Here is an 11,932-nt window from a genome sequence, read left to right as displayed (position 1 = left end):
GTCCCACCCCTTCCCATCCCGAACAGGACCGTGAAACAACTTTGCGCCGATGATAGTGCTGCAACCAGTGTGAAAGTAGGTTATCGTCAGGCTTGTTATTCGTAGTAGAGAAAAACCCGATCAGAAATGGTCGGGTTTTTTTCGTCTGGCAATTCCTTACCACTCCCCTCCCGTTTTCAGGCACCCACAAGGTGCATTGTGCATAAGACGCAACAGCCATCCAATATTTATATAAGTACTTATATAAATGCTGCTACTATCACTACATGAAACAAGGACTCGGAACACAACTACGCCACCTGATCGAACTGCTGGACGGCGCCGTCCAGCAAACCTATGCCGACGCGGGCCTCGATTACCGGCCCCGCTACACGCCTGTGATGCGGGTACTGGCGCAACAGCAGAGCGCGACCATCGGCCAGCTGGCCGAGCTGGCTGGCATCACGCAGCCGGCCGTCACGCAAACGGTGGCCCTGATGAAAAAGGAAGGCTTGCTGCTGGTGGCCGCCGGTGGCGACGATGGACGCCAGCGCGTGGTACGTCTGAGCAGCCAGGGCGAGACACTGCTGCCCCATCTGCAGACATGCTGGCAGGCGACCAAGTGCGCCGCCGACAGCCTGGATGCGGAACTGGCATTTCCCTTGTCCGCGTGCCTGGCGCAAGCCATCACGCTTCTTGAACAGCGCTCATTTGGCGAGCGCATCCGCGATGCAAGCAAGCAGGCAAAAGCAACTCCCTGAAAACTTTTTGAGGAAAGTGACGATGGACAACACCCTGAGCATGGCAACAAAAAAATCCCCTCTGGCGCGCCTGATGGCTTATCCCCTGGTGCAGATTGTGCTGGGCATGGTGCTGACCTTTGCCCCGGTGCCACTTACCATGATCGTCGCCTCCAAGCTAGTGGACAAGTCCTACCGCATCCTGTGGCCACAATTGCTGGCGGCAGTACTGGTATGGTTCGGCTACCAATTCTATGTGCGCAGCATCGAAAAACGCCAGCCGGCCGAATTGGCAATACCGGGCATGGCGCGCGAGCTGGGGCGAGGTCTGCTGCTCGGTACCGGACTGGTCGTCCTCACTTTTGCCGTACTCGCTGCGCTGGGCGTGTATCAGTTTAGCGGCGTCAACGCGCTGAGCGTCTTGTTGCTGCTCCCGCTGGCCGAACTGGTGTTGGTCGGCATGGCCGAGGAGATGATGTTTCGTGGGGTACTCTTTGGCGTGACCGCACGTGCGCTGGGCAGCAAGGCTGCCATCGTGATTTCATCGCTGCTGTTCGCCCTGGCCCATTTGCCCAATGCCGGCTTTTCCTTGCTGGCGATTGCCGGGCTTGTAGCGTATGGCGTGCTGCAGGCGGCGCTGTACATGCAGACGCGCCGTTTGTGGGTGTGCATCGGTACGCATGTCGGCTGGAATTACTGCGTGGGTCAGGTGTTCTCATCGACGGTGTCCGGCCATGCGGATACCGCCGGCTTGCTGCGCGGCGAACTGGCAGGCAATGCCATGCTGACTGGCGCTGCCTTCGGCGTGGAGGCTTCGCTGGTGACCGTCTTGCTGATCAGCGCCGCCGCCGTCTACGTGCTGCGCCTGGCTTTTGCCAGCGCAGCACGCACGCCGCCAAACTAGGCCGCTGCGCCCGCTTATTGCTCGGTCGCTACCGGCGTGGCGCCGCTTCTGGCGACCCACTCGATCAGCGCATCGACAGCCGCGCGGCCATTGCCGTTGCCCACCAGATCGCTGTTGATCATGGCGACCACCACGCACAGTTGATTGTTGGCATCGGGCACATAGCCGGCGATGGCTACCACATTCTTCAAGGTTCCCGTCTTGATGCGGGCCCGCGTGGCTGCCGGACTATTCAGCAGGCGCTTGCGCATGGTGCCGTCCAGCGCCACGATGGGCAGGCTGGACTGGAACTCGGGCGCCCACGGGCTTTGCTGCATGGCTTGCAGCACACCGGCCATTTGCGCCGGCGCAATGCGGCCCGTGCGCGACAAGCCGGAACCGTTGTCGACTAGCATGCCCTGGGTGTCGATATTGTGCCGCTGGAACCACTCCTGGATGACGAGCCGCGCCCGGCTGGCCGTATCTTCCGGCGCCGCCATGGCAACGGGGCGGCTGCCCAGCCAGCCATCGCTTTGCAAGCTGCCCAGGCTCAGGAACAAGGTGCGGGCCAGGGTGTTATCGGACGTCTTGTTGATATCTCGCAAGACCTCTGGCAAGGCGCGTGCCACGTGGTCGGCCAGCATGCGCGTGCCGACCGGTTCGGCCATCGGCGGCAAGCCCGTAAACGGCGCTTCGCGCACCGTGCCCGTGATCGTGCCGCCCAGGCGTTTCCAGGTGGCGCGGAACAAACGGTCCGCATAATCGTTGCGATCGAGCACATTGATGCTGGTGGCCTTGTTGCAATTTTGCGGGAAGGTGCCGTGCAGTATCACCTGCAGCTTGCCGCCCGCATCGCGCCGGTATTCGGGCGGGCGCCAGCCATCTTCCCATCTGGCGCAGCTGCCCTTGACCAGCTTCATGTCGCTGGTGATGCTGACATTTTCGAGCGGCGGCTGCATGAGGATGCTCAATTGCCGGTCCGTCGAGTTCATGTTGATATCGAGCAAATTGGTGTTGAGCAATAATGCATCGGGAATGACGTTGTAGCGGAACTCTGCTGACTCATCGAACGGCAGCGCGCCGATATCGGGCCGGGCCGGCTGGAACAGCTGGCGGTCGAGGATCAGGTCACCCTTGATTTTCACGATGCCCTGGTTGCGCAGGGTTTGCAGCATGTGCGCCAGCACGTCCGCGTTGAAATCCGTGTCGGCGCCGCCGCGCAGGATCAGGTCGCCCTTCAGCACGCCATTGATGACATCGGCGCTGGTGCGCAACTCCGTGCGGCCGCGGAAGATGGGACCCAGTTGCTCCAGGCCCACGGCCGTCGTCACCAGTTTCATGGTGGAGGCGGGCTGCATGCTGCGTTCGGCGCCATGCGATAGCACGGTGGTATTGCCGCGCAAGACGATGGCGCCCATGGCGTCTTCGGGAATATTCGCGCTGCGCAACAGCAGGCTGACGGATTCGGGCAATTGCGCGTGGGCAGTCGACAGGCCAAGACCCGCCAACAGCGCAGCCATCAGAACAGGACGTAACATGGTGCTCCTTAGTGGAAAAAGACGTAGGCGACAAAGACGGCCGTGACCACGCCAGCGAAATCGGCGATGAGGCCGGCCGTGATTGCATAGCGCGTCTTGCGGATGCCCACCGAGCCGAAGTACAGGGCCACGATATAGAAGGTGGTGTCGGCCGAGCCCTGGAACACGCAGGCCAGGCGGCCGACGAAGGAATCGACGCCATAGGTATTCATGGCGTCGATCATCATGGCTTTCGAGCCGGAGCCGCTGAGCGGCTTCATCATGGCCGTCGGCAAGGCGGGCACGAAGTCCGTATTGATGCCCAAGTTGGCAAAGAACCAGTTCATGCCACTCATCAGGAAATTGAACACGCCCGCGTTGCGGATCACGCTGATGGCCACCAGCATGCCGACCAGGTAGGGAATCACGGTAATCGAGGTCTGGATGCCGCCTTTCGCCCCCTCGATGAAGGCGTCATACACGTTCACCTTCTTGCGCAGGGCGCCGATGATGAAGATGGCAATGACGCTGATCAATACCAGGTTGCTGACCACTTTCGAGACCAGCTCGATTTCCTGTTTCGTCAGGTATTGTGTGAAGTACCAGATCATGGCCACGATGGCGCTCGTCATGCCGCCCATCCAGCCCAGCACGACGCGGTTGAGCAGATTGATGCGTTGCTTGATGGACACCGTGATGATGCCGACCACGGTGGCGACATAGGTGGCGATCATGCAGGGGATAAAGATGTCGGACGGGTCGGCCGCGCCGAGGATGGAGCGCTGCGCCATGATGGCCAGCGGAATCAGGGTCAGGCCCGAGGTGTGCAGCACCAAAAACATGATTTGCGCATTCGTCGCCTCTTCCTTGTTCGGGTTCAAGGTTTGCAGGCTTTCCATGGCTTTTAGACCGAACGGCGTGGCCGCATTGTCCAGGCCCAGCAGGTTGGCCGAGAAATTCATCACCATGTGGCCGGTGGCCGGATGATCCTTGGGAATTTCCGGGAAGATGCGCGAAAAGAAGGGCGCGATCACTTTCGCCAGCCAGCCGACGATGCCCGCCTTTTCACCGATGTTCATGATGCCCAGCCACAAGGTCATCACGCCCGCCAGCGGCAGGGCGATATCCATCACGCCCATGCGCGCCGTTTCGAACGTGCCATCGATGATGCGCTTGAAGATATCGGTATCGCCAAGAAACAGCCACTGCAGCACTGCGGCCAGGAAGCCAACGAGGAAAAAGCCGGACCAGATGTAATTAAGTGCCATATGCGATCAGTTCTGTGTGTCGGGAGTGAAAAATGTCTGCAAACAAAGTATAGGGGCAGCCCGATACGAGTTGATGAAAGAATGCAGCAATCGCATGCCAAAAAGTTATAAGCTGGCAGCCTGTTTTCATTGGCGCCCCGTACTGTGCCCGAGTAGTCTCGGTGATGCCTGTTCTTCACGTTTGTTTGCTACCCCTGTCTGCACTGGATCACTGATGATGTTTTTACACAAAACCGCCTGCGCCGCCGGCCTGGCCCTGTTGACGCTTTTCAATGTGCCGGCCCACGCCACCGCCGATGTGGCGCCCGCCACGGTGGCCCGCGCCGGCAAGACCCTGCACTTGTTCCTCAGCACTAGCGAGACGGGCCTGGACCCGGCCGTGGCCTCGGACCTGGCCAGCCTGAATTTGATGGAAAACATCTTCGATCCCCTGCTGCGCTATGACTACCTGGCGCGCCCGGTGCAGCTGCAGGGCAACACGGCGCGCGGCTTGCCAAAGGTCGAGGATGATGGGCGCACGTATATATTTCAGATACAGCCCGGCGTGTACTTCACGCCCGACCCCGCTTTCAAGGGCCAGCTGCGCGAAGTGACGGCGCAGGATTATGTCTACAGCCTGACGCGGCTGTATGACCCCAGCCTGAAGTCGCCGTGGCTATTCTTGCTGGAAGACAAGCTGGTGGGCGATGCGGCCCTGAAAGCCAAATTCAGCTACGACACGCCGATCGCCGGCTTGCAGGCGCTGGACAAATACACTCTGCGCATCCACCTCAACGCCATCGACCCGAACTTCCTGTTTTACCTGGCCATGCCGGCGACAGCTGTGGTGGCACGCGAGGTAGCCGAAGCGTATGCGGCGCCGGGGCAGATCGGCAACCATCCCGTGGGCACGGGGCCATTTCTGGTGAAGGAATGGAAGCGCAGCGACAAGATCGTGCTGCAGGCCAATCCGACTTTCCGTTCCACCGTGTTCCATACGCAGGCCAAGGCGCTGGCCGCCTTGCCGCTGGATGCGCGCGCCATCGCCGCCGCGCTGGAAGGCCAGCGCTTGCCCCTGGTCGAGCGCATCGAGGTGCGCATCGTTGAGGAATATCAATCGCGCATGCTGGGCTTTTTGAAAGGCGAATTCGATTACCTGGAGCAAGTGCCGGAATCGATGACGGACATGGTGCTGGAAAACGGCGCCCTGAAGCCAGCGCTGGCCGCCAAGGGCTTGCAGTTGACGCGCTTTCCCGTGCTGCAAACGTATTACATGTGGATGAATATGGACGACCCCGTGCTGGGCGGCACGACCAAGGACAAGCTGGCCCTGCGGCGCGCCATCGCCCTCAGCTATAACAGCCGCGAAGACATCGCGCTGTTAAAGAAGGGCCTGGCCTTGCCGGCGCAATCGCCGCTGCCGCCCAATGTGCTCGGTTACGACAAGGCTTACCGCAGCCCAGTCGGCTACGATCCCGTGCTGGCGCGCGCCCTGCTGGACCGCTTCGGCTACAAGGCGGGTCTGGACGGTTTCCGCACGCAGCCAGATGGCACGCCCTTGATCTTGAGCATGCATACGGAGCCGAGCACGGTGGGACGGCTGCGCGATGAGTTGTGGCGCCGCAACCTGAACGCCATCGGCCTGCGCGTTGAGTTCAAGAGCGACAAGAAGACGGAAATCATCAAGGCGTCGCGCCTGGGCAAGGTGCAGATGTTCGAGACCAACTGGATCGCCGACTTCCCCGATGGCGATAACTTTATGCAATTGTTGTATGGCGGCAACGTTGGCCGCGCCAACTATGCCCGCTTCAACTTGCCCGATTACAATAAACGCTATGAGGAGGCGCGCCTGCTATCCGATACGCCGCGCCGACGCAGTCTGTACTTCGACCTGTTTCAGCTGATCCACGCTTACACGCCGTGGGTGCTGCTGACGCATCCCATCTCTGCCGACCTGCAGCAACCGTGGCTAAAAAACTACAGGCGCCACCCCGTGGAATTCACGTCCTGGCGCTATCTGGACGTGGATAAAACCAGGGCTAGCCCCGCAGGCAAGTGACCACGCCGTTGAAAAGGGCATTCATTCCAAAAAGTTATGGTTAGGAAAGCATTTTTCATTGGCTGGCCGCGGATGCATCGCGCTACTCTGAAAATGAAAACAAATAAAGTCATGCGCAAATGTCATAAAAAAATGTACTGCGAGACAGACGTTGCGACATATCTAACAGCCTGACTTGATAACTCAAGTTTCGATTGCCCAACAAGGAGAAGACCTGTGAAATTGAAGAAGCTAGCGCAGTTGGTGGCATTGATGGGGGTGGTGGGGCCGGTAATGGCACAGGACGCGGTGCCGCCAGCGATGCAACGGGTCGAAGTGACGGGCAGCAGCATCAAGCGGGTGGCCAAGGAGGGCGCACTGCCGGTGCAAGTCATCACCTTTGACCAGATCGAAAAGCAGGGCATCACGACGACCGAGCAGCTGGTGCGCACCCTGTCGGCGAATGGCACGGGCGCCGATAACATGACTTCGGGCAATAACGTGTTTGGCGCCGATGCCGACAGGGTCAGCGGCGGCGCCTCGTTCGCCTCGCTGCGCGGCCTGGGACCATCGAGCACCCTGGTGCTGTTGAACGGCCGCCGCATCGCCACGCACGGCGCCAGCGGCAAGTCGGTCGACTTGAACTCGATCCCGTTGGGCGCGATTTCACGTGTGGAAATTCTCAAGGATGGCGCCTCGGCCATCTACGGCACGGACGCCATCGGCGGCGTGATCAATTTCATTCTGAAAACCAATTACAGCGGCGTGGAAGCGTCCGTCTCCACCAACGACACGCAGGCTGGCGGCGGCGCCACGCGTCGCGCGTCCATCCTGGCGGGCACGGGTTCGCTGGAGTCGGACCGCTACAACATCATGGCCAGCCTGACCGTCGACAAGGCCGAGCGCCTGAACGGCAGTGACCGCTCCTTCGTCAACGGCTACCAGCCGGGCCGTGGCCTGTCGCCCGATACCACGGGCACGCCGTTTGCCAACCAGATGGCGGGCGCCGGCACGGCATTGAATACCTCGTTCCAATTACCTGGCGACCCGAATAAATACCTGCAAGCCAATCCGCTGAGTTTCCAGGGCAAGTGCGACAGCATCGCCGGCATGTCGCAGTACCAGACGGCGCTGTGGAAAGACGTGACCTCGCCGCTGCGCACCACATATTCCTGTGCGTATGACTATGGGGCCGACTATGTGCTGCAATTCCCTGTCGAGCGGGCCAATCTGCTGTCGCGCGGCACGTTCCAGCTGGCGCCCGACCACCGCATGTTTGTCGAAGTACTCGGTTCGCGCACCAAGGCCACGGCCATTTTGACGCCGATGCAGGTGCAGGCGACCGTCGCCAACAAGAATTTATATCCGGTCGGTGGCGCGTATTATCAGGATCTGTCGGCCTACATCCCTTCTTTCGACAAGACCAAGCCGATTTCCTATAAATGGCGCGCCAATGACGTGGGCAACCGCACGCAGGAAAACACCACCGACAATGCCCGCGTGCTGGTGGGCTTCGAGGGTAACTTTGGCAAGTGGGATTACAAGGCTGGCATTTCGCGCGCCGAAAGCAGCACCAAGACCAAGCTGACGGATGGCTATTCCTACACGGACAAACTGTACGCGGCACTGGCCAGCGGCATCATCAATCCGTGGGTGGGCGCGGGCCAGAGCCAGACGGAAGCGGCCAAGCAATTGATCGAATCGACCAAGTTCCGTGGCGACTTCCAGCATGGCAAGACGACCCTGACGCAGATCGACGGTTCCGTTTCGGGTGAGCTGTTCCAGTTGCCGGCCGGTGCGCTGGCCATGGCGGCCGGTTTTGACTTGCGCCGCGAAGGTTACAGTTTCGGGCAAGACGTTGACGCCATCCAGATCCTGCTGGCGCCGGGCAATGCTGCATTGAAAGATGCCAGCCGTACCGTCAAGGCCGTGTATGCCGAGTTGCTGGTGCCGGTCACGAAGGACCTGGAAATGCAGCTGGCCATCCGCCGCGACGATTACAGCCTGGTGGGCGCGACGACGAATCCGAAAGTGGCCTTCCGCTACCAGCCGACCGACTTCCTGCTGTTCCGCGGTTCGGCCAGCAAAGGTTTCCTCGCACCAAGCTTCCAGCAGCTGTATTCGGGTTCGCTGAGCCAGGAATTGCCGAACGGCGTGATCGACCAGGAAGGCTGCGCCAAGCATCCGGGCGTGCCCGAGTACTGCTCCATCGACCGCCTCGACTACAAGACGGGCGGCAATACGAACCTGAAGCCGGAAACGTCGAAGCAGGGCAGCGTCGGTTTCGTCATCGAGCCATTCAAGGGATATTCGGCCTCGTTCGACTACTGGGCCATCAATACCAAGGACCGCATCCTGAACCGCACGCCGCAAATCGTGCTGGCCAACTACCAGGCGCTGAACCAGTACATCCACCGCAATCCGGACGGCACCATCGAGTACGTGCAGGCGGGCTGGATCAATGCGGCAGGCAGCCGCGTGCGCGGCCTCGATGTGGGCTTGCGTGGCGAAGGCAAGATCCAGGACGCGAAATGGACGGCGACCCTGGACGGCACGTATATGGACAGCTTCAAGTTTGCGGAATATCAAGGCCAGGAATACCAGGAGCTGGTCGGCAAGTTTTATACGCGCGACCTGTACCTGCGCTGGAAACACAATGCCAGCTTCGGCGTATCGCGCGGCGACTGGAGCGGCTTGCTGATCCAGAGTTTTTCGTCGGGCTACAAGGACCAGGTGCCGAATGGCGGCAAGGGGTCGCCGCCGCCAGGCTTCAAGCCGGACGTGTCCAGCTACACCACGTATAACTTGTCGGGCACGTACACGGGCTTCAAAAATACCACCATCACCGTGGGCATCCAGAACTTGTTCGACCGCGATCCGCCATTCACCGCGCACAACGTGGATGAAGTGGTGGGCGCCGGCTGGGACCCGCGCGTGGCCGACCCGCGTGGCCGTTCGCTGTCGTTCCAGCTGAAGTACAAGTTCCTGTAAGGCAGCCATGCCGGCGGTGATCCTGCCGGCATGCTAACCTCGTGCGGCGGCGCCTGGCGTCGCCGTTTTTTATTCCAGGAAAGGGCCGCATGTCCAGTCAGAGCAATCTCAGCCGGCGCCGCTTCGGCGGCTTGCTGGCCGCCACGTTGGGGGCGGCAGGCACACCGGCGTGGGCGGCGGCCGCGCAAGGGAAGGGCAAACGCATGCAACAGCAACACGCATTGATCAAACCGGCGCGCCTGCGCGACGGCGACCTGGTGGCCATCGTCGCACCGGGCGGTTTTACGGATGAGGACGCCATCGCCAAGGCCCAGCGTAATATCGAATCGCTGGGACTGCGCGCCAGCCTGGGCGCCAACATCCGCGCCGTGCACGGCAACTATGCGGGCACGGTGCAGCAGCGCCTGGACGACTTGCACGCGGCGTTCCGCGACCCGGAAGTCAAGGCGATCTGGGCCATCCGTGGCGGTTCAGGCTGCATTTCGCTGCTGGCGCTGCTCGACTATGCCTTGATCCGCTCCAACCCGAAAGTGCTGATCGGCTATTCCGACATCACGGCCCTGCACCTGGCCATCGGCAGCCAGACGGGCCTGGTGACTTTCCACGGCCCCGTGGCCTCATCCACGTTTTCCGACTACACGGTGACGCAGCTGCGCAATGTGCTGATGACGCCGCAAGACAGTTACACCATCCCGATGGCGCTGGATAACCACCGCCGCGCGCAGACGCAGCCGAACTTCGCCATCCGCACCGTGCATGGCGGCCAGGCGACGGGACGCTTGACGGGCGGCAACCTGTGCATGGTCAGCGCCTTGGCTGGCACGCCGTATGCGGCCGATTTCCGCGAGCATATTTTGTTCCTCGAAGAAATCAATGAAGTGCCGTACCGCATCGACAGGATGTTGTGCCAGCTGGACCTGTCCGTGGGGTTCAACAAGACGGCGGCGCTGATGCTGGGCATTTTCGAGCATTGCGAGGCGGCCGAGGGCGACACGGCGCTGACCCTGGATGCCACCCTGGACCAGCATCTGCAGCCATTGAAGGTGCCGGCCGTCAGCGGCTACTCGTTTGGCCATATCCGCCACCAGTTCACGCTCCCAATGGGCATCCTGGCCAGGCTGGATGCGGACCGGCAAACCTTGACCTTGTTGGAGCCGGCCGTCTGCTAGCGCACGGTACAGCAGGGCGATTGTCAGTATGCTAGTGTGATTGCAGGCGTGGCATCAGGCTGCGCCGCCTTCTTCACCGCCCCGACATGATCAACCGCCACGCCAGTACCTACATCCTCAGCCATCCGCTGGCCTTCGTGCTGCAGGTGCTGAAGGCTTTCCGCGCCAACCAGGGCTTGCTGCTGGCGGGCGCCGTCGCGTATTACTCGCTGCTCTCCATCGTGCCCCTGTTGATGCTGGTGGTGGTGGCCCTGTCGCACGTGATTGCAGAAGATGAGCTGTTGCGGACCATCGGCCATTACCTGGAATGGCTGGTGCCAGGGCAATCGAAAGCCATCGTGGCCGAAGTCGCGCATTTTCTCAACAACAGGGGCGTGATCGGCTGGCTGCTGCTGCTGACCATGCTGTTTTTCAGCTCGCTGGCGTTTACCGTGCTGGAGAACGCCATGAGCGTGATTTTCATTCATCGCGTGGCCATCCGCCGCCGCCATTTCCTCATTTCCGCCGTGCTGCCGTACTGCTACATCCTGTGCCTGGGCGCGGGCATCCTGCTCATTACCCTGGTGGCGGGCGGCCTGCAGGTGATGGGCGAGGAAAGCGTGCGCTTTTTGCGCCACGACTGGGGCCTGGAAGGCGTGTCCGGCGTGCTGCTGTATTTGCTGGGGCTGGCGGGCGAAATTCTCGTGCTCAGCTCGATTTACCTGGTCATGCCCGTCGGGCGCCTGTCGATCACGCATGCGCTGATCGGCGGCGTGACGGCGGCCCTGCTGTGGGAAATCGCCCGCCATGTGCTGGTCTGGTATTTTTCCACCTTGTCGCAGGTCAACGTCGTGTATGGCTCGATGACGACGGCCATCGTCGTCATGTTCAGCCTGGAAATCGGCGCCACCCTGCTGCTGTTGGGCGCGCAAGTGATTTCCGAATACGAAAGAGTGGTCCGTGGCGGCGAAGAGGACAAGCCGCTGGCGCTAAGGACTTGATTTAAAGTATGGTTTCAATTCGTTATTGCACCGCACAAAAAGCTGTGCTATACTCCGTTCAGTGATTGAGATTTGGCAGCAAATCATCTCACCATCCAGTTTCAGCGCGGCGACCGACAGGTGTAGTGTCGATGGCGTGACAGAGCGAAGAGTGGATTTTGTAATTCCGGATACGATGGTCGATTTACACCTTGGAGTCACCATGCAGATAGCATGGGAGTCCGAAAATCAGGAGGCACTTTGCAGATAGCACTGGCGTCCATGACACGATTAAAGCATTGGTAATACATTGGAACGAAGCCCGCGCTAGCGGGCTTTTTTTTCGTCCATAGTTGGCAGTCGCTCGGGGTCAGACCCGGCGGGTCTGACCCCAGCATTTGCCGTTGGG

At 60.7% G+C, this 11,932-nt stretch carries 8 protein-coding genes and 1 rRNA gene; 7 read left to right on the top strand and 2 right to left on the bottom strand.

The genetic code is table 11. The annotated features are described in order from the left end of the window. From rrf to ACQ4W0_RS25775, 3 genes are all read left to right on the top strand, one after another. Positions 1-92: ribosomal RNA gene (gene rrf, locus ACQ4W0_RS25785) — 5S ribosomal RNA — on the top strand; the annotation flags it as partial. Positions 93-266: 174 nt separating this feature from the next. After that, positions 267-740, top strand: a complete 474-nt coding sequence (locus tag ACQ4W0_RS25780) for a MarR family winged helix-turn-helix transcriptional regulator (RefSeq protein ID WP_436579335.1) — start codon at positions 267-269, stop codon at positions 738-740. Between the two features lie 22 nt (positions 741-762). Continuing rightward, on the top strand, positions 763-1,623 hold the full coding sequence (locus tag ACQ4W0_RS25775; RefSeq protein ID WP_436579334.1) for a CPBP family intramembrane glutamic endopeptidase: 861 nt from the start codon (positions 763-765) through the stop codon (positions 1,621-1,623). A 14-nt stretch (positions 1,624-1,637) separates the two neighbouring features. Here the strand turns inward: ACQ4W0_RS25775 and dacB are convergent, their stop codons facing one another. Together dacB and ACQ4W0_RS25765 are read right to left on the bottom strand one after the other, a co-directional pair. After that, positions 1,638-3,140, bottom strand: coding sequence for a D-alanyl-D-alanine carboxypeptidase/D-alanyl-D-alanine endopeptidase (gene dacB / locus ACQ4W0_RS25770; protein ID WP_436579333.1), 1,503 nt, complete (start codon positions 3,138-3,140; stop codon positions 1,638-1,640). Between the two features lie 8 nt (positions 3,141-3,148). Continuing rightward, positions 3,149-4,387 carry a nucleoside recognition domain-containing protein gene (locus tag ACQ4W0_RS25765; protein ID WP_141171137.1) on the bottom strand — a complete coding sequence of 413 codons (1,239 nt, stop codon included), beginning with the start codon at positions 4,385-4,387 and terminating at the stop codon, positions 3,149-3,151. A gap of 217 nt (positions 4,388-4,604) precedes the next feature. Between ACQ4W0_RS25765 and ACQ4W0_RS25760 the strand changes: the two genes are divergently transcribed. From ACQ4W0_RS25760 to ACQ4W0_RS25745, 4 genes are all read left to right on the top strand, one after another. Continuing rightward, positions 4,605-6,425: an ABC transporter substrate-binding protein gene (locus tag ACQ4W0_RS25760; RefSeq protein WP_436579342.1), complete on the top strand. Its 1,821-nt coding sequence runs from the start codon at positions 4,605-4,607 to the stop codon at positions 6,423-6,425. Between the two features lie 216 nt (positions 6,426-6,641). Next, positions 6,642-9,395 (top strand): TonB-dependent receptor, encoded by a 2,754-nt coding sequence (locus ACQ4W0_RS25755; RefSeq protein ID WP_436579332.1) that lies wholly within the window; start codon positions 6,642-6,644, stop codon positions 9,393-9,395. 89 nt (positions 9,396-9,484) lie between these two features. After that, on the top strand, positions 9,485-10,564 hold the full coding sequence (locus ACQ4W0_RS25750) for a S66 peptidase family protein (protein WP_436579331.1): 1,080 nt from the start codon (positions 9,485-9,487) through the stop codon (positions 10,562-10,564). 86 nt (positions 10,565-10,650) lie between these two features. Then, positions 10,651-11,544, top strand: coding sequence for a YihY/virulence factor BrkB family protein (locus ACQ4W0_RS25745; RefSeq protein WP_436579330.1), 894 nt, complete (start codon positions 10,651-10,653; stop codon positions 11,542-11,544). Positions 11,545-11,932 lie beyond the last annotated feature (388 nt).

Origin of the sequence: Janthinobacterium breve (genome assembly GCF_051380895.1) — a bacterium.
Classification (GTDB): Bacteria; Pseudomonadota; Gammaproteobacteria; order Burkholderiales; family Burkholderiaceae_D; genus Janthinobacterium.
Note: the sequence above shows the minus strand (reverse complement) of the source record. Positions and strands in the feature narration are given on the sequence as shown.

What these genes read in the sequence shown, in the direction of transcription:
- ACQ4W0_RS25745 (WP_436579330.1), top strand. Translation starts at nt 10,651, where the DNA reads ATGATCAACCGCCACGCCAGTACCTACATCCTCAGCCATCCGCTGGCC.
- dacB (WP_436579333.1), bottom strand. Translation starts at nt 3,140, where the DNA reads ATGTTACGTCCTGTTCTGATGGCTGCGCTGTTGGCGGGTCTTGGCCTG.
- ACQ4W0_RS25780 (WP_436579335.1), top strand. Translation starts at nt 267, where the DNA reads ATGAAACAAGGACTCGGAACACAACTACGCCACCTGATCGAACTGCTG.
- ACQ4W0_RS25765 (WP_141171137.1), bottom strand. Translation starts at nt 4,387, where the DNA reads ATGGCACTTAATTACATCTGGTCCGGCTTTTTCCTCGTTGGCTTCCTG.
- ACQ4W0_RS25750 (WP_436579331.1), top strand. Translation starts at nt 9,485, where the DNA reads ATGTCCAGTCAGAGCAATCTCAGCCGGCGCCGCTTCGGCGGCTTGCTG.
- ACQ4W0_RS25760 (WP_436579342.1), top strand. Translation starts at nt 4,605, where the DNA reads ATGTTTTTACACAAAACCGCCTGCGCCGCCGGCCTGGCCCTGTTGACG.
- ACQ4W0_RS25775 (WP_436579334.1), top strand. Translation starts at nt 763, where the DNA reads ATGGACAACACCCTGAGCATGGCAACAAAAAAATCCCCTCTGGCGCGC.